This is a genomic window from Nocardioides sp. NPDC000445 (genome assembly GCF_040300245.1).
Taxonomy (GTDB): domain Bacteria; phylum Actinomycetota; class Actinomycetes; order Propionibacteriales; family Nocardioidaceae; genus Nocardioides.
Genome location: NZ_JBEPDH010000005.1, coordinates 1 through 22267 on the forward strand (window position 1 = coordinate 1; position 22267 = coordinate 22267).

A 22267-nucleotide genomic window follows, 5' to 3' on the forward strand; every position below is an offset into this window, starting at 1 on the left:
GGTCGAGCCGGATTCGTGAGGAACGAACGAATCCGTGTCGAGACCAACACGGTCCTATCCGCGCTCGATGGGACCGTGTTGGTCTCGACACCGCTCGCTAGCGCTCGCGGGCTCGACCAGCGGGGGCGGGCGCGAGGTGGCGCTTGGCCGTCCAGTGTGCGATCGGGAAGTCGAAGATGCCGCGGATGCGACCCGTGATCAGCCGGTCGAGACCCAGTGCGAGCAGGATCGCGGCGAGGGTCAGCAGCGGCACTGCCACCAGACCGGTGCCCGGTGGCCAGTCGATGTCGCGGCCGTTCAGCAGGGCTGCTGCCGCGGTGATCGGGAAGGCGTGGACGACGTAGATCGGCAGCGTGCGGGTGCCGAGATGGCGTACGAACCCGAGCGCCGGGATGCGGGCGATCATCACTCCGAGCCCGCAGCCCGCGGCGACCGCGAGGAGGCCCAGCATCGGCCGTACGAAGATGATCCTGTCGTCGGCGATGTAGAGGAAGAACCCCAGCACCACCGCGTACGCCACCGCCGCCCCGACCACGTGGACCGGCCGCATCCGCGGCACGACCGAGCGCACCGTGGGTGCTGTCCGGGAGGCCAGCACGAAGAAGAACCAGTAGCGGAACGTCTTGTCCCAGGGGACGTCGCCGGTGGAGACGAGCCCGGCGGCGAAGACCGCGGAGCAGATCAGCGCGGTCCCGACGACCAGCCATGCGGGCAGCCGTCGCGTCAGCCAGCCGACCAGCGTGAACAGGCAGAGCGTGTAGAGGAACCAGAGGTAGACGTTGGGCTCGACCAGGATCCGGGCGAGGGACGCGAAGGCGTCGGGCGGCGGATGCGGCAGGAGCGCGCGGAAGGTGCCGAGGAGCAGGCACCACAGGACGTAGAGGTAGATCAGGTTCAGGCATCGGGTGCGCAGCACGGTCCGCAGCGGGCGGGCGAGCAGCGCGGGAGCGAGGAGCCCGGCGAGGAAGAAGAACAGCGGCATCCGGAAGGTGTCGAGGGTGTAGGCCAGCCGCGACCAGGGGCCGGCGAGGCCGACCAGGTCGAGATTGATCACGGCGTGGAAGAGCACCACGAGGACGATCGCCAGGCCGCGTGCGGAGTCGATCCAGCCTTCACGCACGCTGCGGCCCTCCGGCGAGGTAGCGGCGGCGAGCCCGCTGGTCACGACGGCCCCTGCGCGGCTTGCGCATCGCCGGCCTCGGCACCGGCGGCACGGTCGGCACCTCATCGGCGGGCCCCTCCTTGCGCTGGAGCAGGAACACACCCAGCGCGAGCGCGAGCGGCGCCAGCGAGCTCATGATCGGGCCGAAGAAGAGGTTCCAGCCGAGCTGCAGGGCGAGGAAGATGCCGAGCGCGGTGCCGGTGCGGTTGGCCATGCTGCGGCCCAGATAGATGGTGGCGAGCCACAGCAGCCACCCCGACAGGACCAGCCCGGCGAGCCCGAACCAGATCCACAGGTCGCCGATCAGCGAGTGCACCTCGATCCGGGTGCCGAACATGTAGTGCTCGACGTAGCCGTTGTCGGGGTCATAGCCCAGACGCGACATGCCCTGCTTGGCCGCCTGCATGTCGGTCGGCGTGGCCATGACGCCGGCGCCGTAGCCGAGCGGCTCGTGGAGCATCAGTGCGACCGTGGCCCCGATCTCGGGCCGGCCGCCGAGGATGAGCGACCCGGCGGCCTGGGTCTGCTCCTCGGTGCGCTCCTGGGCCGACTGGCCGAGGTAGCCGTCGAGTGCGGCGCCCTCCAGCGCTCGGTAGAGCCCGAACCCCAGCGCCCCCACCAGCACCAGCGAGAGCAGGGCCGAGGTGGTCCGCTTGGCCGTCCTCGGCCGGTGCTGCCACAGCAGCAGCACGGCGGTCATGATCAGGAACGCGCTCATCGACCTGGCTCCGGACAGCGCGGTGACCGCGGTGATGATCCCGAGGACGGTCATGTCCGCGAGGAGCCTCTTGCGAGGACGCCGCCGGATGAGCATGCAGGCACCGAGCAGCAGCATCGTCGACGGCATCGCGAACCCGAACCGCCACGGTTCCTCGGCGAAGCGCGAGCCCATCGTCGAGGTCATGAACGAGCCGATCGCGTAGAGGCAGACCACGACCCCCGGCGACAGCACCTGCTGCGCCCACAGCAGAGCTCCGACGCACATCGCGGCCGAGACGACCGGCACCAGCTCGAACAGCACGCCCGCCTCGGTCGGCGGGTGGGTCGCCGAGCGCCAGGTGGCGAGCGCCAGCGCGGAGAAGAGGCAGGCGAGAAGGAGTACGCCGCCCAGGGCCGCGCCGCGGTAGCGGCCCGCCTCCCGGATCCAGACCGGCGCCAGGGCAGCACCCATCAGTCCGCCCACGGTCAGGCCACGGACGAGATCGAAGTCCGTCCCGGCGAGGAACGCGGCCGCCCCCGCCAGGAGAGCGGTCAGCACCTCCCAGCCGGTGCGCTCGACGCGCGGGGTACGCCCAGTGCGCCCGGCGCGGACCCGGACCGCCGTCGCGACGGCCATGCTCAGCTCCCGGCGGCCGGGTAGCCCTGCTGGCGCGGTTCCCGGGGGCGTACGAAACCGGAGAGGACGCGGGCGAACCAGCCCTGCTCCGGCTGGCCGTAGTAGGTGTGCGCGGCGGTGTCCCGGACCTGGTTGGCGACGATGCCGAGGCAGCGGGCATCGACGGCCTCGAGGCTGTCGATCGCCTCCAGCACCTGCGGGCGGTGGATCGTACGGCAGTTGGCGACCACCAGGGCACCGTCGGTCAGCCGGGACAGGATCGCGCCGTCGGCCACCGGAAGCAGCGGCGGGGAGTCGAGGATGACCACGTCGTAGCCGGCGCGCGCCTCCTCCAGCAGGTCGGCCATCCGCGGCGAGCCGATCAGCTGCGCGGGGTTTGGCGGGATCTCACCCATGGTGAGCACGTGCAGATTGGCGTCGCCCCAGACCTGGACGACGTCGTCGAGGTCGGCCTTCCCGATCAGCACCGTCGTCAGTCCGGCCGCACCCTCGAGGCCGCAGTAGTCGGCCACCGCGGGGCGACGCATGTCGGCGTCGACGAGCAGCACCCGCTGGCCCTGCTCCGCGATCGCCAGGGCCAGGTTGATCGAGGTGGTCGACTTGCCCTCGCCGCCGATCGAGGAGGTCACCACCATCGAGCGGACCGGCGAGGAGGCGTCGAGGAACTGCAGGTTGGTCTGCAGCCTCCGATAGGCCTCGGCGGCGACGTTGTGCGGGTCGATCGCGGTCACCGCACCGCGCGAACGCCGCTTGCCGCGGCGCCGGGGGATGGCCCCCAGGAGCCCCACGTCGGTGAGCTGCTCGATCTCGGCGGCGGTTCTGACCCGGGTGTCCAGGAGGGCACGGACCACGGCGATCGCGACGCCGAGGCCGAAGCCGCCGGCGAATCCGACCAGAGCGGCCAGCCGCGTACGCGGCGCGAACGCCTCCTGGGGCGGGTCGGCGCGGGCGACCACCGTCACCTCGACCGCTGACTTCTTGTTGGAGCTGGGGGAGAGGTTGGTGATCGTGGTGGTGAGCTCGTCGGCGACCGAGTTGGCGAGGTCGGAGGCGCCGGTGCTGGTGGTGGCCACCGCGTCGATCTCGATGATCACCGTGTCGAGCGGGTTCTCGGCGGTGATCTCCTCGGCCAGAGCCTTGGGGGTCGTGTCGAGGTCGAGCTCGTAGATGACCTGGTCGAGCACCACCGGCATCGTCGCCAGCTTGGCGTAGGACTGGACGATGTCCTGGGTGAACGTCGAGCCCTGGACCAGCTCCTGGGTCGTCGCGCCGCGCGCGATCGAGACGAAGACGGTGCTCTGTGCGCGGTACTGCGGCGGGCTCGAGTGCGCCTGCGCGAAGGCCGCGCCGGCACCGATGATCGCGAGCACCGCGACGATGTACCACCGCTTGCGCAGAGCAGCGACATAGTCGCGCAGGTCCAACAGGTCACTCCATCCGATGTCTGTGCCAGGCTGCTTTTCCGGGACTCACCCGCCGAAGCGGAGCCCGAGGCAATGGGTCGCGCCGTCAGGGCGGGGCCACGGGGCCATCGCACATCCTCACCCTGTTTGGGGGATGACAGGGCCGGGTGTCCGGCCCGTTCACCCAAATGGGGGATTGATTCGCCGTCGGTTTCTGGAGGCGTACGCCGACTGCGTAATGTCTGTCCGTCACGTTCGGGGGGTTGGCCGCGTGGATGTGAGGTCCGCGCTCGAGAACCGGCAGGCAACTGTTTCGAAGGTAGGCAGGGTATGGACACCGCGACGATCCTGGTCGTCTGCAGCGGGAACGTACGACGATCGCCGGCGATCGAGGCGATGCTCCGCGAGGGCGTCGGCCAGATCGGTGGGCTCGCCCGCCACGGCATCACGGTGATCTCGGCCGGCAGCGAGGCGCTCGAGGGCTACGACATGGACCCGATGATCGCCTCCGAGGTCGCTCTCGCCGGGGTCCGGCTGACCAGGCACCAGGCCTACCCGCTCGACGTCGACGACATCGAGAGCGCCGACCTGATCATCACCGCCGAACGCTCCCACCGCAGCGAGGTCGCCAAGCTGGTGCCCTCGGCAGTCAAGCGCACGTTCACCCTCGTCGAGATCGCCGCGCTCGGCGACCTGCTGGGACGTACGGCCCTGGGTGGCCCCGCAGGCTCGGAGGCGGACGCGGCCACCCGGCTGCGTACGCTCGTCCAGCTCGCGCCGCTGCAGAAGGCCCGGCGACGGGTCCGGCGGCCGGCCGACGACGACCTGCTCGACCTGCGGAAGCGCACCCCGCGCGAGGCCCGGCGGCTGGTGACCGAGGCCCGCGGCCACGTCGAGTCGCTGCTGCGGGTGCTCGAACCGAGCCTGTCGCTGGTCGCGAAGCCCCAGCGTCCCGCGGCGGCTCCCACGATCCCCTCGCCCGCGGCTCCGGTCGAGACGACCCAGCCGCGCTCGGCGCACTCCACCCGGTCGGCGGGTTGACGGCCGGCGGTTTGCCGCCAAGTTAGGGTTGCCTATATGAACCGTCCCGCGAAGCCTGAGACCGCCCTCGTCGTGACCGCCACCCAGCGGCTCAGTCCGACGATGATCCGGGTGAGCTTCCGCTCCGACGACCTGAGCGCCTTCTCCTCGAGCGTCTTCACCGACCGCTACGTCAAGCTCGTCTTCCCGCAGGTGGACGGCGAGGTGGTCCGCACCTACACCGCCCTCAACCCCTCGGTCGAGGACGGCACCCTCGACATCGACTTCGTCGTCCACGGCACCGAGGGGTACGCCGGTCCCTGGGCCGCCGCGGCCAAGCCCGGCGACACCCTCGCGGCGCGCGGCCCGGGCGGCGCCTACGCGCCCGACCCGGAGGCCGACTGGCACCTGATCGCCGGCGACGAGACCGCTCTGCCGGCCATCCGCGCCGCGCTGGCCGCACTGCCTGCCGATGCTCGCGGCTACGCCGTCATCGACATCCCGGCGCCGGGCCACGAGCAGCCCCTGGACCACCCCGACGGCGTCGAGGTGACCTGGCTGGTCACCGGTGGCCACACCCACCACGCCGCCGAGGACGCCGAGGGCCACGAGCAGCTCCTCGTCACCGCCATCCGCGACCTGAAGTGGCTCGACGGCCGCGTCCAGGTCTTCGTCCACGGCGAGGCCGCGGTCACCATGCACGGCATCCGCCCCTATCTCCTCAAGGAGCGCGGCGTACCGAAGGCCGACGTCTCCATCTCCGGCTACTGGCGCCGCGGCCGCACTGAGGAGACCTTCCGCGAATGGAAGCGCGAGCTCGCCGAGGCGGAGTCCGTCTGAGCTCGGCGGGTTTCGCCTTCAGGTGCCGTTCTCGCTGAAGTGCTGGTAGTCCTTCAGCGAGTTCCAGTCGCCGCCCCACTCCCAGCCGATGTCGGCGAAGGCCTGGACCACGACGTCACCGTCGTGGATCATCCCGGGCGCTCGCCTGGACCGGTCCAGGTACCAGCGGGCGAGCTCGGGGATGACGCGGTCGCCCTTGACGTACGGGTTCTGGAAGGTGTTCAGGTCGATCGCCAGGCCGTAGGCATGCTGGGAGAAGGAGGTCTGACCTCTCGCCGGACGGCAGACGAAGCCGCCGGTGCCGTTGCCGTCGCCGGTCGGCGGCGCGTCCAGGGCCGCCTTCGTGGTGATGTCCATCTGCTCGATCGGGAACCTCGCCTCGTAGAGCCGCCGGAAGACCCCGACGACATCCTCGGCGACCCGGGCGTTGATCAGCATCTCGCCGGTGTGACGGGCGTCGTCGAAGCCCCAGAACGTCATCCGCACCCAGGCCAGCTCCCGCCGCGAGACCGGGCACCCCGGCACCCAGGTCGAGCGCGCGATCACATCGTCCGGCGCGATGTCGACCTCGGCCGCGAAGCCGTCGCCGGGCAGCATCGGCATGATGTCCGGCAGCGTCCACGCCCGGTTGCGCAGCTCCTTCGGCGTCGGCCCGGCGATCCCGTAGCCCTCCGCGTCCTCCTTCAGCACCCGGGTGCCGAGCCACGGCGGCGGCACTGACCCCGGCTTCGCGACAGCCGGAGAGGAGGACGAAGGTACGTCGCTGGGTGACGGCTCCGCCGAGGTCGAGGGAGCCGAGGTGCTGGTCGTCGGGGACGGCTCGGCGTCGGGCGCTCCGCCGCAGGCGCTGAGCGTGAGCAGGAGGGCGGCCGCCCCGGCGGCGTACGTCCTGGCCGTCAGCGACCCGCGAGACGTCATCGCGGCCACGCAGCCATCGCGGCCGCGGCGAGCCCGCGCAGCTCCTGCCGGGTGGCTCCGTCGATCGCCTGGACCGACATTCCCTGGATCACCGCGCCGAAGAGGCGCGCCAGAGCGGCGGCATCGGTCCCGGCCGGCAGCTCACCCTCGGTGACCGCGGTCCGCAGTCGCTGCTCGATCCCCGCCATCGTCTCCGAGCGCATCTTCGCCGGGCGGGTGGCGACGCCGCGCTGGGCGGTGCCCAGTGCCAGCGCGGCCGTCGAGACCATGCAGCCCGGCGGCAGGCCGCTCTCGCTGAACCGGTCGGCCGCCTCGTACAGGAACTCCGAGATGGCCTCCCGGGCCGGTCCGTCGGGCCGGAGCACGTTGCCGTGCTCACGGGCGTAGCGCTCGAGGGCGGCCCGGTAGAGCACCTCCTTGGAGCCGAACGCCCCGTAGAGGCTGGGGGCCTTCAGTCCGGTCGCGGCCTCGAGCGTCGCGACGCTCGTGCCTTCGTACCCGTGCTCCCAGAACGCTCGCATCACGGCGTCGAGCACCGCGTCCTCGTCGAAGGAGCGCGGTCGTCCGCGGGAGGGCTTGCGCATTTCCATAGTGATCCCTACATTAACTCCCAGGTCATTATTTAGCGACTACTACAGAAATGAGCCGAGATGACTCGCAACGCCCTCGTCACCGGAGCATCGCGCGGGATCGGCCGCGCCATCGCCGTACGTCTGGCCGCCGACGGCGTCGGTCTGATCGGCGTCCACTACGGCTCGAACCGCGTGGCCGCCGAGGAGACGGCACGGCTCGTCGAGTCGGCTGGCGCCCGGGCGGTCCTGATCGAGGCGGACCTCGGCGAGGACGGCGCGAAGGCCGCCGCGGAGATCGCGGAGGCATGGACCGCGGCCGCGCTCGAGGAGGATGGCGGCCTCGACATCCTGGTCAACAACGCCGGCATCAACGGCAACCAGGAGCTCCACGAGCTCGACCCGGCCACCGCGCGCCGCGTCCTCGAGGTCAACCTGATCGCGCCGATGTTCCTGACCCAGGCGGTCGCTCCGCACCTGCGCGAGGGCGGCCGGGTGATCAACGTGTCGACCGGCTACACCCGGGTGGCGGCGCCGACCCATCTGACGTACGCCGCCGCCAAGGCCGGCATCAACAACCTCACCCGATCCCTGGCCGCCCCGCTCGCCGCCCGTGGGGTGACGGTCAACGCGGTCCTCCCCGGCGTGATCGAGACCGACATCAACGCCGACTGGATCAACCTGCCCGGGCCGCGGGCACAGGCCGACGCGCTGTCGGTCTTCGGCCGGATCGGCACGCCGGAGGAGGTTGCCGACGCGGTCGGCTTCCTCGCCTCGCCCCAGGCGCGCTGGGTCACCGGCGAGACGCTCGACGTGACCGGTGGATCGGCGCTCTGAACGGCTTGACTTCGAGTGCACTCGAACCAGGACACTGGGGTCCATGACGACGCAGGCGGACAGCAACGGGCTCAGCATCGCCGAGGTGGCCGCGCGGACCGGCCTGACCGCGCACACGCTGCGCTACTACGAGCGTGACGGGCTGATGCTCGGCGTCGGCCGCAACGGGTCGGGCCACCGCGCCTACACCGAGGGCGACCTCGGCTGGATCACCCTGATCACCAGGTTGCGCTCGACGGGGATGCCGATCCGGGAGATCCGGCGCTACGCCGAGATGGTCCGCGACGGCTCCGGCAACGAGGAGGCCCGCCTCGCCCTGCTGCGCGCGCACCGCGACCGGGTGCGCGCGCAGCTGGAGGAGACGGCGGCCCATCTCGACGCGATCGAGTTCAAGGTCTCCTACTACGCCGCCGCGGTCGGCGAGACCGACCCCGACGCCGAGCTCATCGCCCAGCAGCGTCGAGCCGAGCCCTCTGCTCCTCGCTGAGCTCCAGGTCCACCGCCGCCAGGCTCTCCTCGAGCTGGGCCACCGAGGAGGCTCCGACCAGCGGGATCACCGGGAGCGCGTCACCGAGCATCCACGCCAGCACGACCTGGTTGCGGGTCGCGCCTGTCTCTGCCGCGACCTCGTCGAGCACCGCGAGCCGCGCGGTGGTCCCCGGGTGGTCGTAGGCGGGATCGAGCGGCTTCGCGGGGTTCGTGTAGGCCCCGGTGAGCAGCGGCGTGTAGGCCACCAGCGTCAGCCCGGGAGTCGCCCGGAGCAGCGCGAGCAGCGAGGCGTCGGCGACGCCGATCTCGCCGTCGACCGAGAGCCGCGGGTCGGGGATGTCGGTGCGCATCCGCAGATAGGTGTGGTGATACTGCAGCACGCTCGGCCGGGCCTCCTCCGGGTTGACCGCTCGCGCCCGCTCGACCTGCCAGGACCAGTGGTTGCTCAGCCCGAACTGGCCGATGACACCGTCCTTCACGAGGGCCGCGAAGCCCGCGGCGTACTCCTCCAGCGGCACGCCGTTCATGTCCGGTACGTGCGCGTAGTAGAGGTCGAGCCGCTCGACGCCGAGGCGTTCGCGGGAGCGGTCGGCCTGCTCGCGTACGTTCTGCGGAGCCAGGCCTTCCCACACCCGGGTCCGCTGGTTCTCCCAGCCGTTCTCGACGCGCTCGACGACGTCCGTCGGGCGTGCGCCGACCTTGGTGGAGATGACGAGCTCCTCGCCGATCCCGCGGTCCCGGCGCCACTGCCCGAGCACCGTCTCGCTCTCGCCGCCCTGGGTGCCGTTGGCCCAGTAGGCGTAGTTGTTGGAGGTGTCGACGAAGGTGCCGCCGGCCTCGACGAAGCGGTCGAGGATCGCGTACGACGTCTCGACGTCCGTGTCCGTCCCGAACCGCATCACGCCGAGCGCGAGCTTGCTGACGCGCCGTGACCCGGCGCCTGTTCCGATGGTGGTGTATCTCATGCGATCCACGCTCCGGCTTCGCGTGCGCTCGAAGTCAAACGTCTTTACGCACGTCTTCTAGACTGGGCCAGCACCCCCTGTCTTCCCGGCCGGGGGCTCTCGTGCTTGCCTGCCATTTTGGAGTCACCCGTGATCCTCGCCCCGCTCGCCGATCTCGTCCTGCGCGATGCTGCCCTGAGCGAGGTGATGGCGGAGGCCAAGGGCGGCCGGATGCTGGCGCTCGACGTCACCGGGCCGGAGGCGCTGCGCCCGTTCGTGGTGACCGGTCTCGTACGCCAGGAGCGCACCGTCCTGGCGGTCACCGCGACCTCTCGCGAGGCCGAGGACCTGGTCAACGATCTGACAGACCTGCTCCCGCCCGACTCGGTGGCCTACTACCCGAGCTGGGAGACGCTGCCGCACGAGCGGCTCTCCCCGCGCAGCGACACGGTCGGGCGTCGGCTCGCCGTGCTCCGCCGGCTGCGCCACCCGGATGCCGACGGTGCCCACGGCCCGTTGAAGGTGGTCGTCGCGCCGGTCCGCAGCGTGCTCCAGCCGCAGGTCAAGGGCCTCGGCGACCTGGAGCCCGTGGAGCTGATCAAGGGTCAGGAGGCGAGCCTCGACGACGCCGTCCAGAAGCTCGCCGACGCGGCCTACTCCCGCGTCGACCTGGTCGAGAAGCGCGGCGAGTTCGCCGTCCGGGGCGGCATCGTGGATGTCTTCCCGCCGACCGAGGAGCACCCCGTACGCGTGGAGTTCTGGGGTGACGAGGTCGACTCGATCCGCCACTTCGCCGTCGCCGACCAGCGCGCCATCCCGGCCGAGCACGGCGGCGAGACCGAGAGGCTGTGGGCCCCGCCCTGCCGCGAGCTCCTGCTCACCCCGGAGGTCCGGGACCGGGCGCGAAAGCTGGGTGAGGCCCACCCCACCCTGATCGAGCTCACCGACAAGATCGCCGCCGGGATCGCGGTCGACGGCATGGAGTCGCTCGCACCCGCGCTCGTCGACGACATGGAGCTGCTGCTCGACCTGATCCCGGAGGACAGCCACGTCCTGCTGCTCGACCCCGAGCGGATCCGCAGCCGCGCCCACGACCTGGTCGCCACCGCCGAAGAGTTCCTCGGCGCCTCCTGGGCCGCCGCGGCCAGCGGGGGAGTTGCCCCGATCGATCTCTCCGCGGCCTCCTACCGTGACCTCGCCGACGTACGCGCCCACGCCATCGCCTTGGGCAAGCCGTGGTGGTCGGTCAGCCCGTTCGGCCTCGACGACGCGGAGGCCGACCTTGCGGACCCCGACGTCGTCGGCGTCCCCGCGCGCAAGATCGACTGGCAGCCGGCAAAGGCCTACCGCGGCGACACCGCTGCCGCACTGGGCGACATCGAGCGCTGGCGCGACGACTCCTACCGCGTGGTCGTCGTCCAGCCCGCGCACGGCACGGCGCAGCGTACGGTCGAGGCTCTGGGGGAGCGCGACGTCCCGGCTCGCCTGGCAGAGGGCGACGAAGAGAGCGCCAAGCCCGTCCACAAGACCGTCACCGTCATCCACGCCCGGCTCAACCACGGCTTCATCGACGAGACCAACCAGCTCGTCGTGCTCACGGGCGAGGACATCTCCGGCCAGAAGTCCTCGACGCGCGACATGGTGAAGATGCCGGCGCGCCGCAAGAAGCAGATCGACCCGCTCGAGCTCAAGCCCGGCGACTACGTCGTCCACGAGCAGCACGGTGTCGGTCAGTTCATCGAGATGAAGCAGCGCGAGGTGCAGGGCGCGACCCGCGAGTACCTCGTCCTGGAGTACGGCGCCTCCAAGCGCGGCGGGCCGGCCGACCGGCTCTACGTACCGGCCGACGCCCTCGACCAGGTCACCAGGTACGTCGGTGGCGAGCAGCCCAGCCTCGACCGGCTCGGCGGCGCCGACTGGCAGAAGCGCAAGGCCCGCGCCCGCAAGGCGGTCCGCGAGATCGCCGCCGAGCTGATCAAGCTCTACGCCGCGCGGCAGGCGACCAAGGGCTTCCAGTTCGGCCCCGACAACCCCTGGCAGCGCGAGCTCGAGGACGCCTTCCCGTTCCAGGAGACCGCCGACCAGCTCGCCGTCATCGACGAGGTCAAGCAGGACATGATGCGGCCGGTGCCGATGGACCGGCTGGTCTGCGGTGACGTCGGCTACGGCAAGACCGAGATCGCGGTGCGGGCCGCGTTCAAGGCGGTGCAGGACGGCAAGCAGGTCGCGGTGCTGGTGCCGACGACGCTGCTGGTCTCCCAGCACCTGTCGACCTTCATGGAGCGGATGTCCGGGTTCCCGGTCAACGTACGCGGCCTGTCCCGGTTCCAGACCGACAAGGAGGCCGCCGAGGTCATGGCCGGCCTCGCCGACGGCACCATCGACATCGTGGTCGGCACCCACCGCCTGTTCAACAAGGACATCCGGTTCAAGGACCTCGGCATGATCGTCGTCGACGAGGAGCAGCGCTTCGGCGTCGAGCACAAGGAGGCGATGAAGCGCCTGCGGACCTCGGTCGACTTCCTGTCCATGTCGGCTACACCTATCCCGCGAACCCTGGAGATGTCGATCACCGGCATCCGAGAGATGTCCACGATCACCACGCCGCCCGAGGAGCGACACCCGGTCCTGACGTACGTCGGGGCCTACGAGGACCGCCAGATCGTCGCCGCGGTCCGGCGTGAGCTGCTCCGCGAGGGACAGGTCTTCTACATCCACAACCGGGTCAACTCGATCGAGAAGGCGGCCGCGAGGATCCGCGAGCTGGTGCCCGAGGCCCGCGTCGCGGTCGCCCACGGCCAGATGAACGAGAAGCAGCTCGAGCAGGTGATGGTCGACTTCTGGGAGAAGGAGTTCGACGTGCTCGTGTGCACCACGCTCGTCGAGTCCGGCCTCGACGTCTCCAACGCCAACACCATGATCATCGAGCGCGCCGACACCCTCGGCCTGAGCCAGCTCCACCAGCTGCGCGGCCGCGTCGGCCGCTCCCGCGAGCGCGCCTACGCCTACTTCCTCTACCCCGGGGAGAAGCCGCTCACCGAGACCGCCCACGAGCGGCTCGCCACCCTGGCCCAGCACTCCGACCTCGGTGGCGGCATGGCGATCGCGATGAAGGACCTCGAGATCCGCGGCGCCGGCAACCTGCTCGGCGGCGAGCAGTCCGGCCACATCGCCGATGTCGGCTTCGACCTCTACGTCCGGTTGGTCGGCGAGGCCGTGGCCGAGTTCAAAGCCGGTCCGGACGGCGCTGCCGAGGAGCTCAACGAGGTACGCATCGAGCTCCCCGTCGACGCCCACCTGCCCCACGACTACATCCCCTCCGAGCGGTTGCGGCTGGAGATCTACAAGCGCCTCGCCGAGGTCCGCTCCGACGAGGATGTCGAGTCGGTCGCCGCCGAGCTCCTCGACCGCTACGGCAAGCCGCCCGCGGAGGTCTCCTCGCTGCTCCAGGTCGCCCGCTTCCGCGCCCGCGCCCGCCAGGCCGGCGTCTCCGAGGTCACCCTGGCCGGCAAGAGCGTACGTTTCCACCCGGTCTCGCTGCCCGACTCCCGCGTCGTCCGGCTGAACCGGATGTACCCGAAGTCGCTGGTCAAGCCGCAGCTGGACACCATCATGGTCCCGCGCCCGATCTCCTCCGGCTTCCCCGCCAAGCCCCTCGACGGCCCCGACCTCCTCGACTGGGCCAGGGTCGTCATCGACGCGATCATCGACCCGCTCACCTGACCAATCCGTCGAGTCGGCTCGTCATGACGAGCCGACTCGGCGCTGTTGTGGGGTTTCATATCCACAAAATGGAGGTTATTATCCATTTTGTGAGAAGCCAGGCTCCGGTGCTCGCGCCTCTGTTCCGGTCGGAGGCGCAGGCGCTGCTGCTCTCGGAGCTGTTGCTCCCGGCGGAGGAGATGAGCATGACCGACCTCGCCGAGCGGGCCGGGCTGCCCTATCCGACGGTCCATCGCGAGGTCGCGCGGCTGCTGGATGCGGGTCTGCTCGTCGACCGCCGCGTCGGAAGGACGCGGCTCATCAGGGGAAACGAGCAGAGTCCGCTGCTGGCGCCGACGCGAGAGATCCTGCTGACGGTCACCGGCCCGGTCGTGCTACTCCGGGAGGCCCTCGAGGACATCGACGGCATCGAGCGAGCCTTCCTCTTCGGGTCGTTCGCGGCGCGGGCGAAGGGCGAGCCGGGGCCGCCGCCGAACGACATCGACCTGATGGTGATCGGCAGCCCCGACGTACGGGCGGTCTACCGGGTCTGCCGGGAGGTCTCCGACAGCGTCGGGCGCATCGTGAACCCGACGATCATGAGCCCGGAGGAGGCCGAGGAGCAGACCGGGTTCCTCGAGGAGGTCCGGGCCAGCCCGATGATCGAGATCTATGGAGGAGGACCGGATGCCCCTGCCGCTGACCCCGGCGCAGCAGAAGGCGGTTGACGCGCTCGTACGCTCCGGCGCCCTGCGCGCCGTGAGACCCGACGAGAAGAAGGCCCGCGCCTTCCTCTCCGGCGCGGAGTCGGCCCTCGCCGACGTACCCAACGTCACCCGGACCGAGAACCGCTACAACCTCGCCTACAAGGCAGCCCACGACGTCGGCGAGGCGGTCCTCGCCGGCTACGGCTACAAGACGACGTACGGCGCCGGTGGCCATGTGAAGGTCGGCAGGTTCCTCGCCGCCATCTTCGACACCCCGCCACCGCGCGACGCGGCCGCCCACTACGACGTGATGCGCCTGGACCGCAACGCCAACAACTATCTCGGCAAGCCGGTCACGCACGCCGCCGCCGACGCGGCCGCGGAGGCAGCGCAGACGCTCTATGACGCTGCGGTGAAGCAGCTCGCGCCGTGAGGGCTGGACCGGCCCGCAAGAATGAGTCTGTGACCGGCGAGCCAGAGGTGCGCTACGCGCAGACCAGCGACGACATCTCGATCGCCTACCAGGCCGTCGGGAGCGGGCCGGTGACGATCTGGATGCCCTCGCTCAGCAACATCCGGGCACAGTGGCGGGTGCCCGCGCTGCGGATGGCCTACGAGCGGCTGAGCCAGGACCTGACGCTGGTGCTCTACGACGGCCGCGGCACCGGCTCCTCGGACCGCCGTGCCGGCGACCTCGGCCTCGACGCACACCTGCGCGACCTGGAGGCGGTCATCGAGGCTGTCGGTGCCGACCGGGTCAACCTGCTCGGTTACTACCACGCGGTCGCGGCCGCGGTGGCGTACGCAGCGACCAGCCCGCGGCGCGTCGACCGGATGCTCCTGTTCGGAGGAGCGGCGCGGATGCGTGAGGCGATGAGCCCGGCGCAGACGCAGGCGCTGCTGTCGCTGGTCGAGCAGGACTGGGACCTCTTCGCGGACGCGGCCGCGACCGCCTGGCTGGGATGGGGGTCGGGTGAGAACGCCGGCCGGGTCGCCGAGGCGTTCCGCACCGCCGCGACGCCCGCGGTCGCCCGCGACTGGTTCGCGGAGGCCGCCCGGATGGACGTCAGCGACCTCCTCGACCGAGTGGTGGCGCCGACGCTCGTGCTGCACCGGCAGGCGGCCAGCCAGATCCCGGTCGAGGTGTCCCGGCGGCTGGCCGACGGCGTACGCAACGGAACGCTGGTCGAGCTCGAGGGCAGCACTCCGACGCTGTTCGTCGAGGGTGGAGCCCGTGACCTCGCCATGGTGAGCCGCTGGTTCCTGACCGGTGAGGTCCACCGTGGGTCCGCGCCCGCCCCGGGTCAGGCCACCACGGCACTGACCACGCGCGAGCAGGACGTGCTGCGGCTGATCGCCACGGGACGTACGAACGCCTCGATCGCCCGGGACCTCGGCATCGCCGAGCACACCGTCGAGCGGCATGCCGCCAACCTCTACCGCAAGCTCGGAGTACGCAGCCGCGCCGAGGCCACCGCCTGGGCGATCCGCAACGGCGCGGCCTGAGCGCGGACTGACGGGAACCCGTCAGTCCGACTGCCCACTGTCCGGGAAGCGGCGGCCCCGGATCCTGGGCAGAGTGGGGAGCATGACGACGACGATCACTCCCAGCAACGACTCCTGGCGGATGGCGAAGGCGACCGCCCCGATGATGCGGACCCGGGCCGGGCGCCGCCTGTTCCCGCTCTGGGCCGTGGTGCACCACCGGGGCCGCAAGACCGGACGCGACCTGAGCCTCCCGGTCGCGCTGCTGCACACCGAGGACGAGTTCGTGATCACGCTCCCGTGGGGCGCGGGCACCAACTGGGTCCGCAACGTGCTGGCCGCCGGCGAGTGCACGATCACCTGGAAGGGCCGCGACCACGCCGCCACCCAGCCGCGGATCCTCGACCGCGACGAGGCGCGTCCCTACTACGACGGCTTCTCCTGGTGGATGGTCGAGAAGGCCTTCAAGGCCGACAGCTTCCTGGCCCTGCGTCGGTGAGAGTCCACACTGCGGCGCCGTTGCTCCGTGACGTACGCCTGTGTCTGGCAGGATCGACGCATGACGATGGAGGCTTTCGGCGAGCAGTCCTTCCCTGAGGAGCCCTTCGGCAACGAGTGGGACACCGAGCCCGGGTGGCTCTCCGAGGAGGAGCTGGGCGAGACCCGCGGGCGCGTGCCCATCCTCTACGTGGAGGCGGTCCCGGTGCGCGTGGACCCGGACGGCCGGGTCACCGAGGTCGGGCTACTGCTGCGCGGCTCGCCCACGACCGGGACGATCACCCGGTCGCTCGTCTCCGGCCGGGTGCTGCACGGTGAGCGGATCCGCGACGCGCTGATGCGCAACCTGGAGAAGGACCTCGGTCCGGTCGCCTTCCCGACCCTGCCGCTGACCACGGTGCCGGTGACCGTCGCCGAATACTTCCCGTGGCCCGGCGAGCGCTACCAGGACCCGCGCCAGCACGCGGTCTCGCTGGTCTACGTCATCCCCGTGACCGGCGAGTGCGAGCCGCGGCAGGACGCCCTGGAGCTGTCCTGGATGACCCCGGCCGAGGCTGCCTCCGACGCCGTCGTCGGCGACATGGAGGGCGGTCGTGGCGCCCTGCTACGGCAGTGCCTGAGCGCGTTCGGAGCGCTGGATTGAGCCCAGACGACGAGCGCAGGACGTACGCATCGGGGGAGGGGCTCGTCGAGTTCCTCGACCTGATGCGGCTGATGCGCGAGCGGTGCGTGTGGAAGTCGTCGCAGACCCACGCGTCGCTGGCGCAGTATCTGCGCGAGGAGTCCGACGAGGTCCTCGAGGCCATCGACGAGGCCGACCCCGAGCACCTCAAGGAGGAGCTCGGCGACCTCCTGCTCCAGGTCTACTTCCACGCAGCCATCGCGGAGGAGGCCGGGGAGTTCACCATGGACGACGTCATCGCCGGCCTCACCGCCAAGATGAAGCGCCGCAACCCGCACGTCTTCGGCCCCGAGGCCGCCTCCGGCCGCCGCTACACCCTCGAAGAGGTCGAGAAGCTCTGGTCGGCCGCGAAGGCCGCCGAACGCGCCCACCCCGCCGAATAGGCACCGACGTCGGCCGAGACGGCACCTACGTCGGCCGAGACGGCACCTACGTCGGCCGACACCGCACCTCACTGCCGTCTCGGCCGACCGGAGCGACGCCTCGGCTCGCGTAGGTGACCTCTCGGCCGGCGGGGGTGACCTTTCGCGGGGCCAGGGGGATGAGCATGGCCGCGAGGGCCGCGCCCAGAGCGACGACGGTGAGGAACCCGAAGCCGTTGATGTATCCCTGCTCGGTGGGGTAGCCCGACGGCAGGGTGTGGGCGGTGACCACGGAGGTCATGACCGCGGTTCCGATGGTGCCGCCGACGGTGCGGATGTTGGCGTTCATCCCGGTGGCCACGCCGGTGTGCTCCGGTGGCACCGCGGCCACGACGGCGTTGGCGAGGTTGGCGAAGACCAGGCCGGTGCCGAAGCCGGAGAGGCCCGCGGCGACGCACATCTGCCACGGCTCGTCGTGGACGAAGGCGACCATGGCCAGGGAGACCGCGGTGAGCAGCCCGCCGATGACCAGGATGCGGCGCATCCCGATGAGCTCGGCGAGCCGGGCGCTGATCAGACCGCACAGGAACGAGGTGATGGCCGTCGGGAGCATCAGGTAGCCGGCGACGGTGACCGACGCGCCGAACCCGTAGCCGGCCGACGGCGGGGTCTGGGTCAGCTGTGGGATGAAGCCGAAGGAGGCGTACATCGCGATGCCGATCAGCAGCGCGACCAGGTTGGCGGTCCAGACGCCGCGGCGGCCCATCAGGCGCAGGTCGACCAACGGCTGTCGTACGGTCCACTCGACCCGGATCCAGGTGGCCAGGAGCACCCCGGCCGCACCGAGCAGACCGATGGTGGCGGGTGACGTCCAGCCCCACGACGGTGCTTTGCTGACACCGAGGAGGAGCGCGACCAGCCAGCCGGCGAGGAGTACGGCGGGAAGCAGCGGGATCGGCTCACGGGTGAGCACTGGGGACTCGGGCACCAGCCAGCGCGCGGCGATCGCGGCGCCGGCCGCGACCAGAGCGGGCAGCAGGAACAGCGCCCGGAAACCGAGTGTCTCGGCGACCGGACCTGCCAGCACGATCCCGGCCGCGAAGCCCATCGAGAGCAGCGACGAGGTCACCGCGATCGCGCCGGCGACGCGCTCCTTGGGCAGCTCGTCTCGCAGGATCGCGAAGGCCAGCGGCAGGGTGCCGCCACCCAGCCCCTGCAGTACCCGCGCGCCGATCATGACCTCGATGCTGGGGGCCGCGGCGGCGAGAAGGGCGCCGGCGGTGAGGGCGGCCAGGCTCCACACGTACATCCGGCGCTTGCCGAACGAGTCGCCCATCCGGCCGATGATCGGGGTCGCGACCGAGGCCGAGAGCAGGAACGCGGTCAGGATCCAGGACGCTGTGGCCTGGTCGGTCTCCAGCTCGGTCTGGATCAGCGGCATCGTCGGCACGGAGACCGACTGCAGCAGGGAGTAGGAGCAGACGCCGATGGCGACGATGGCGAAGGTGAGGCGGGGGCTGGTGTGGGTCGCGGACATCGAGGCAAAGTTTAGCTTGGCTAACTGTATTCCGGCGAAAACTTAAGGCGCTCGCCTGCCGTGACGGCAGACGAGCGCCTCGAACGAACAGCTCAGCGGGTCAGGCCCACTTCACTGCGGCCTCGGTCTCCACGCGGGGGAGCCGGTCGAACCACGGGTTCTCGCCCGGGTGGCCGATGTTGACGATCATCTTGGTGGTCCAGTCGCCCTCGGGGAAGAACTCCTTGTCGACGCCCGCGGTGTCGTAGCCCGCGATCGGACCGGCGGCGAGACCGGCGGCGCGGACGGCGAGGATGAAGGCACCGGCCTGCAGGCCGGCGGACCAGCCGCCGGCTCCGTGGCGGGCGGTCTCGTCTGCCTCGAAGTAGTCCTTCATCTCCGGGCGGATCGGGAAGACGTTCGGGATCTCCTCGTGCCAGTTGTTGTCGTAGGCGACGATCGCGGTGGCCGGGGCGGCCTTGGTCTTCTCGACGTTGCCCTCGGCGATGTGCGGGAGCAGGCGCTCCTTGCCCTCTCCCGTGCGCACGAACACGACACGCAGCGGCTGGGTGTTGGCCATCGTCGGAGTCCAGCGGGTGAGCTCCCAGATGTCGGCGAGCTCGTCGTCGGTGACAGGGGTGTCGGCGAAGGTGTTGGACGTGCGCGCACCGGTGAAGACGATCTCGCGGCCGCGGTTGTCCAGCTTCTCGAGGGAAGTGGTCTCGAGTGCAGTGGTCTCGGTCATGTCGCTCTGAACTCCGTGGTTGCTAGGGATATTCCGGTTGCTTCGAAAATAGTAGTTCCTCAGGATTCAGGCAACTCCTGTACGCTTGGATGCATGCCCGCGACGAAGCCCGCCCACGATCCGCAGGTGTGCAGCGCAGCGCTCGTGCGGGCCTTCGACTTCCTCGGTAAGCGCTGGAACGGCGTGATCCTCGGCAGCCTGACGCAGGGCCCGCTCGGCTTCGCGGAGCTCAAGCGAGCAGTGGCGGGCATCAGCGACTCGATGCTCTCCGAGCGGCTCAGCGAGCTGGCCGGCCTCGGCCTGCTCGCCCGCGAGGTCGACCCCGGCCCGCCGGTGGCGGTCCGCTACGCGCTCACCGGATCCGGCGCCGCGCTCGCGCCGACGCTCGGCGCGCTCACCGAGTGGGCGGGCACGCATCTTCCGGCCGAGCGTTGCTCCGAGGACTGACCGGTCCGCGAAATCAGGCCGGCCCGCCACCGAGTCGGTGACGGGCCGGCCTGATGCTGATCCTCAGCGCTTGGGACCTCGGCCGAGGTCGAGGAAGACCGTCTCCCCGGTGGCGTCCGCGAGACCGTCGTTGTCGGTGACCGCATAGGCGCGACCGTCGGCGCCGATGGTGAAGCCCTCGAGCTTCTCCTGGGTCCATCCGTTGGTGGCCCGCAGCGCCGGCAGCAGGTCGTACGCCAGACGCTTGCGCAGCGGGGTCACGGGGCTGAGCCCGGTGACGCCCCGGCGGGGCAGGTCGACGGTGTAGACCCGCTTGATCGCGGCGGTGGTGCCGTTCTGCTTGTCGCGCTCGATCACGGCGAGGGTGTCCCCGTCGACGGCGGTGATCTCGGACAGGCCGAGCCAGTCACCGGCCACCGACGTCGACCCCAGGCCGTAGCCGAACCACTCCCACTTGCCCGTCGCCGGGGTGTAGCGACCGATCCTGGCGGTGCTCGCGCCGTCCACGCCGGGCTTCTTCGCGGTCGAGTCGGCCCACAGCGGGCGCTGGAGCGCGACGTACACCTTCTCCGAGCGGCGCTTCCCGGTCACCGTGACGCCCTCGAGGCCCCACTTGCCGACCTTCTCGGCGATCTCGATGGGCAGCGGCACCGTCTCGGCGATCCGGCCGTCGCGGTCGAGGCGGAGCAGTGCGTTCCCGGCACCGGTCGCACCCTCGTCGGCGGCCCAGAAGCCGCCGCCACGACGGGCGGCCAGGCCCTCGATGTCGAGCCCCTCGGCGATCTCGCCGGCGGAGTCGGTGACCTCCACCACGTCGCGGATCACCGCAGGTGACCGGCGGACGTCCAGGGTGTAGATGCGGCCGGTGGCATAGGCCGCGTCGCTGGCGGCGTAGACCTTGCCGGGCTCGCCGGGCACCTTCGAGAGCGCCCCGAGCGCACCCCAGCCGATCGGCTTGCCGTTGCGGGAGGCAGACTCGACGGTCGGGAACGACGACGACTTCCGACCGAAGCCGTAGAGCGAGACCGACGCCCGCACCAGATCCTCGGCCGAGTTCTCCTCCGAGGAGATCGCCAGCAGGTTGCGCGACGGGATCGGCAGCAGGCCCTCGGGCCCGTTCGTCGCCGGCAGCACCTGGGTGAAGCGGGGAGAAGAAGGCGTACGCATGTCGTAGACGGCCACGAAGTTGCTGCGCTCGGAGCCCACGAAGGCGTACGGGACGCCACCGAAGGTCTCGAAGGCGAGCCCCTCGGGCTCCGCGCCCTTCTTGGCGGCGCGGTCGTTGTTGTGCAGGCCGTACTTCGTGGCGAGGTCCTCGAAGGTGGATCCGGCGTCCCAGACCACCTCGCCGGTCGCGGCGCGGAAGACGGTCCAGCCGCGGGTGCCGCCCTTCCAGTCACCCTCGTTGGCGGTGGCGATCAGACCCTTGCCGACCCACTGGATCGAGTCGGGCTCGCGCGGCGCGTCGATGGTGTCGACCGGGTTGAACAGCCCGTCCTTGCTCGCGTCCACGCCGGAGACGACCGCGTTCCCGGCGCTCCATGCCGTCTCGACGGTCGCGGACGCAAGGTCGATGATCGCGACGCCGTTGTTCTCCTGCAGCGTGAGCGCGAGCTGGTTGTCGGCGTTGATGTCGACGTACTCCGGCTCGGCGTCCTCGGGCGTGTCCAGCCCCTTCAAGAGCGAGGCGGGCAGAGCCACATCGGTGATCCGCCACACGGCCGGCCCGCCGTCGAGGCCGATGATCTTGACCGATCCGGCCGGCGTCTGGGGCAGGTCACCCTCCTCGCCGCCGGCAGGGGTGGCGGCCTCGTTGCGCTGGTTCTCCATCGCGATCGCGGCGTACGTCCCGTCGGGGCTGACCGCGATCGAGTCGGGCTGACCGCCCAGGTCGTACGAGGCCACCTCCTCGTGCGGCGCGGCCAGCGAGATCACGTCGATCCGCCCGGCACGGGTGCCGACGGCAGGCTCCTCGTCCTCCCACTCGGTGTCCTCGAGGCCGGGGTAGGTCGACTCGTCCACGACGACGAGCGCGTAGTCGCCCACGATCGAGACCGAGGTCGGCGAGCCGCCCTTCGCGCCGGCGACGTCGTGGCTGCCGATGCCCTTCGGCGAGGAGGGGTCGGTGATGTCCAGGAAGCCGATGCGGCCGCCGGCCGCGTCGGTGTAGGCCAGTGTCCTACCGTCCTCGGAGACGGCCGAGATCTCGGCGACGGTTGGGTCGGCCGGGTCGACGCCGGCGGGCACGTTCTGGAAGACCGGATAGGTCGCGAGCCGGCTGAACTCGCGGTGCCCGCCCGGATCGGCGGTGGCGGTGCCACCGAGCACGGTCATCAGCGAGACGCCCAGGCCCCCGATGGCCAGGACGCCGACCCCGGCGAGTGCGAGGCGGTTCGTGCGGAGAAGCATGTGAGGGTTCCTCTCGGGGAATTGTTGCCGGAGGAACGATCCGGGCGGCACCGCACCCGGAGGCATCGACGTGGTGACGAGGCGCCGACCTCGACGTGAACACCAGGTGGGCGTGGGTCGGAGAGGTCCTACCGACCGGTTAACGTTCCAATCGCCAGGCCCATCCGGCCGAGTAATAGGCTGACGGACGACACCC

The 22267-nt window shown here is 70.8% G+C and carries 21 protein-coding genes; 12 read left to right on the plus strand and 9 right to left on the minus strand.

The annotated features are described in order from the left end of the window. Nucleotides 1-97: 97 nt before the first annotated feature. Genes ABT304_RS07975 through ABT304_RS07985 form a run of 3 tightly spaced genes read right to left on the minus strand, consistent with a single transcriptional unit; the run spans nt 98 to nt 3922 of the window. Nucleotides 98-1165 carry an acyltransferase family protein gene (locus ABT304_RS07975; protein ID WP_350714250.1) on the minus strand — a complete coding sequence of 356 codons (1068 nt, stop codon included), beginning with the start codon at nt 1163-1165 and terminating at the stop codon, nt 98-100. Continuing rightward, nucleotides 1113-2498 carry an O-antigen ligase family protein gene (locus ABT304_RS07980; RefSeq protein ID WP_350714251.1) on the minus strand — a complete coding sequence of 462 codons (1386 nt, stop codon included), beginning with the start codon at nt 2496-2498 and terminating at the stop codon, nt 1113-1115. The genes ABT304_RS07975 and ABT304_RS07980 overlap by 53 nt, the downstream gene beginning before the upstream one ends. A gap of 2 nt (nt 2499-2500) precedes the next feature. After that, the gene (locus ABT304_RS07985; protein WP_350714253.1) at nt 2501-3922 is read right to left on the minus strand and encodes a tyrosine-protein kinase domain-containing protein; all 1422 of its coding nucleotides are present in this window, start codon (nt 3920-3922) and stop codon (nt 2501-2503) included. Between the two features lie 309 nt (nt 3923-4231). Here ABT304_RS07985 and ABT304_RS07990 point away from each other — a divergent pair, with 309 nt between their 5' ends. Together ABT304_RS07990 and ABT304_RS07995 are read left to right on the plus strand one after the other, a co-directional pair. Continuing rightward, nucleotides 4232-4942, plus strand: coding sequence for an arsenate reductase/protein-tyrosine-phosphatase family protein (locus tag ABT304_RS07990; RefSeq protein WP_350714255.1), 711 nt, complete (start codon nt 4232-4234; stop codon nt 4940-4942). A gap of 36 nt (nt 4943-4978) precedes the next feature. Further along, nucleotides 4979-5761, plus strand: coding sequence for a siderophore-interacting protein (locus ABT304_RS07995; protein WP_350714256.1), 783 nt, complete (start codon nt 4979-4981; stop codon nt 5759-5761). Nucleotides 5762-5779: 18 nt separating this feature from the next. Here ABT304_RS07995 and ABT304_RS08000 read toward each other — a convergent pair whose 3' ends face one another. Continuing rightward, a complete protein-coding gene (locus ABT304_RS08000; protein WP_350714258.1) occupies nt 5780-6679 on the minus strand; it encodes a M15 family metallopeptidase in 900 nt (299 codons plus the stop codon). Further along, nucleotides 6676-7263: a TetR/AcrR family transcriptional regulator gene (locus ABT304_RS08005; protein ID WP_350714259.1), complete on the minus strand. Its 588-nt coding sequence runs from the start codon at nt 7261-7263 to the stop codon at nt 6676-6678. The genes ABT304_RS08000 and ABT304_RS08005 overlap by 4 nt, the downstream gene beginning before the upstream one ends. Nucleotides 7264-7329: 66 nt before the next feature. Between ABT304_RS08005 and ABT304_RS08010 the strand changes: the two genes are divergently transcribed. Further along, the gene (locus tag ABT304_RS08010) at nt 7330-8085 is read left to right on the plus strand and encodes an SDR family NAD(P)-dependent oxidoreductase (RefSeq protein WP_350714261.1); all 756 of its coding nucleotides are present in this window, start codon (nt 7330-7332) and stop codon (nt 8083-8085) included. A 43-nt stretch (nt 8086-8128) separates the two neighbouring features. After that, complete coding sequence (locus tag ABT304_RS08015; protein WP_160025038.1) at nt 8129-8572, plus strand: MerR family transcriptional regulator; 444 nt, start codon at nt 8129-8131, stop codon at nt 8570-8572. Here the strand turns inward: ABT304_RS08015 and ABT304_RS08020 are convergent. After that, nucleotides 8529-9539 carry an aldo/keto reductase gene (locus tag ABT304_RS08020; RefSeq protein ID WP_350714262.1) on the minus strand — a complete coding sequence of 337 codons (1011 nt, stop codon included), beginning with the start codon at nt 9537-9539 and terminating at the stop codon, nt 8529-8531. The genes ABT304_RS08015 and ABT304_RS08020 overlap by 44 nt on opposite strands. Nucleotides 9540-9725: 186 nt before the next feature. Between ABT304_RS08020 and mfd the strand changes: the two genes are divergently transcribed. The 7 genes from mfd (at nt 9726) to ABT304_RS08055 (ending at nt 16975) form a co-directional block, all read left to right on the plus strand. Continuing rightward, nucleotides 9726-13241: a transcription-repair coupling factor gene (mfd, locus tag ABT304_RS08025; RefSeq protein ID WP_350714673.1), complete on the plus strand. Its 3516-nt coding sequence runs from the start codon at nt 9726-9728 to the stop codon at nt 13239-13241. A gap of 89 nt (nt 13242-13330) precedes the next feature. Then, entirely contained in the window at nt 13331-13948 is a 618-nt protein-coding gene (locus ABT304_RS08030) for a MarR family transcriptional regulator (protein WP_350714264.1), read from the plus strand. Next, entirely contained in the window at nt 13908-14360 is a 453-nt protein-coding gene (locus tag ABT304_RS08035; RefSeq protein ID WP_350714266.1) for a hypothetical protein, read from the plus strand. Before ABT304_RS08030 ends, ABT304_RS08035 begins: the two co-directional genes overlap by 41 nt. Nucleotides 14361-14389: 29 nt before the next feature. Continuing rightward, nucleotides 14390-15433 carry an alpha/beta fold hydrolase gene (locus tag ABT304_RS08040; RefSeq protein ID WP_350714267.1) on the plus strand — a complete coding sequence of 348 codons (1044 nt, stop codon included), beginning with the start codon at nt 14390-14392 and terminating at the stop codon, nt 15431-15433. A gap of 82 nt (nt 15434-15515) precedes the next feature. Next, entirely contained in the window at nt 15516-15911 is a 396-nt protein-coding gene (locus ABT304_RS08045; RefSeq protein ID WP_350714269.1) for a PNPOx family protein, read from the plus strand. A 60-nt stretch (nt 15912-15971) separates the two neighbouring features. Next, a complete protein-coding gene (locus tag ABT304_RS08050; RefSeq protein ID WP_141803230.1) occupies nt 15972-16553 on the plus strand; it encodes an NUDIX hydrolase family protein in 582 nt (193 codons plus the stop codon). Beyond that, nucleotides 16550-16975, plus strand: coding sequence for a MazG nucleotide pyrophosphohydrolase domain-containing protein (locus ABT304_RS08055; RefSeq protein WP_201451112.1), 426 nt, complete (start codon nt 16550-16552; stop codon nt 16973-16975). The genes ABT304_RS08050 and ABT304_RS08055 overlap by 4 nt, the downstream gene beginning before the upstream one ends. 46 nt (nt 16976-17021) lie before the next feature. On the opposite strand, the gene ABT304_RS08060 is transcribed toward ABT304_RS08055, so the two are convergent. Both ABT304_RS08060 and ABT304_RS08065 read right to left on the minus strand, forming a co-directional pair. Then, nucleotides 17022-18491: an MFS transporter gene (locus ABT304_RS08060; protein WP_350714271.1), complete on the minus strand. Its 1470-nt coding sequence runs from the start codon at nt 18489-18491 to the stop codon at nt 17022-17024. 100 nt (nt 18492-18591) lie between these two features. Beyond that, nucleotides 18592-19215, minus strand: coding sequence for a malonic semialdehyde reductase (locus ABT304_RS08065; RefSeq protein WP_350714273.1), 624 nt, complete (start codon nt 19213-19215; stop codon nt 18592-18594). Nucleotides 19216-19308: 93 nt separating this feature from the next. Here ABT304_RS08065 and ABT304_RS08070 point away from each other — a divergent pair, with 93 nt between their 5' ends. Further along, nucleotides 19309-19662, plus strand: a complete 354-nt coding sequence (locus tag ABT304_RS08070) for a winged helix-turn-helix transcriptional regulator (protein ID WP_350714275.1) — start codon at nt 19309-19311, stop codon at nt 19660-19662. Between the two features lie 63 nt (nt 19663-19725). On the opposite strand, the gene ABT304_RS08075 is transcribed toward ABT304_RS08070, so the two are convergent. Next, nucleotides 19726-22071 carry an esterase-like activity of phytase family protein gene (locus ABT304_RS08075; RefSeq protein WP_350714277.1) on the minus strand — a complete coding sequence of 782 codons (2346 nt, stop codon included), beginning with the start codon at nt 22069-22071 and terminating at the stop codon, nt 19726-19728. Nucleotides 22072-22267 lie beyond the last annotated feature (196 nt).

Excerpts from the sequence above, each read along its gene's own strand:
- ABT304_RS07980 (WP_350714251.1), bottom strand. The coding sequence starts at position 2,498 with ATGGCCGTCGCGACGGCGGTCCGGGTCCGCGCCGGGCGCACTGGGCGT.
- ABT304_RS07990 (WP_350714255.1), top strand. The coding sequence starts at position 4,232 with ATGGACACCGCGACGATCCTGGTCGTCTGCAGCGGGAACGTACGACGA.
- ABT304_RS07995 (WP_350714256.1), top strand. The coding sequence starts at position 4,979 with ATGAACCGTCCCGCGAAGCCTGAGACCGCCCTCGTCGTGACCGCCACC.
- ABT304_RS08000 (WP_350714258.1), bottom strand. The coding sequence starts at position 6,679 with ATGACGTCTCGCGGGTCGCTGACGGCCAGGACGTACGCCGCCGGGGCG.
- ABT304_RS08005 (WP_350714259.1), bottom strand. The coding sequence starts at position 7,263 with ATGCGCAAGCCCTCCCGCGGACGACCGCGCTCCTTCGACGAGGACGCG.
- ABT304_RS08010 (WP_350714261.1), top strand. The coding sequence starts at position 7,330 with ATGACTCGCAACGCCCTCGTCACCGGAGCATCGCGCGGGATCGGCCGC.
- ABT304_RS08015 (WP_160025038.1), top strand. The coding sequence starts at position 8,129 with ATGACGACGCAGGCGGACAGCAACGGGCTCAGCATCGCCGAGGTGGCC.
- ABT304_RS08020 (WP_350714262.1), bottom strand. The coding sequence starts at position 9,539 with ATGAGATACACCACCATCGGAACAGGCGCCGGGTCACGGCGCGTCAGC.
- mfd (WP_350714673.1), top strand. The coding sequence starts at position 9,726 with ATGGCGGAGGCCAAGGGCGGCCGGATGCTGGCGCTCGACGTCACCGGG.
- ABT304_RS08035 (WP_350714266.1), top strand. The coding sequence starts at position 13,908 with ATGCCCCTGCCGCTGACCCCGGCGCAGCAGAAGGCGGTTGACGCGCTC.
- ABT304_RS08045 (WP_350714269.1), top strand. The coding sequence starts at position 15,516 with ATGACGACGACGATCACTCCCAGCAACGACTCCTGGCGGATGGCGAAG.
- ABT304_RS08050 (WP_141803230.1), top strand. The coding sequence starts at position 15,972 with ATGACGATGGAGGCTTTCGGCGAGCAGTCCTTCCCTGAGGAGCCCTTC.
- ABT304_RS08060 (WP_350714271.1), bottom strand. The coding sequence starts at position 18,491 with ATGTCCGCGACCCACACCAGCCCCCGCCTCACCTTCGCCATCGTCGCC.
- ABT304_RS08065 (WP_350714273.1), bottom strand. The coding sequence starts at position 19,215 with ATGACCGAGACCACTGCACTCGAGACCACTTCCCTCGAGAAGCTGGAC.
- ABT304_RS08070 (WP_350714275.1), top strand. The coding sequence starts at position 19,309 with ATGCCCGCGACGAAGCCCGCCCACGATCCGCAGGTGTGCAGCGCAGCG.
- ABT304_RS08075 (WP_350714277.1), bottom strand. The coding sequence starts at position 22,071 with ATGCTTCTCCGCACGAACCGCCTCGCACTCGCCGGGGTCGGCGTCCTG.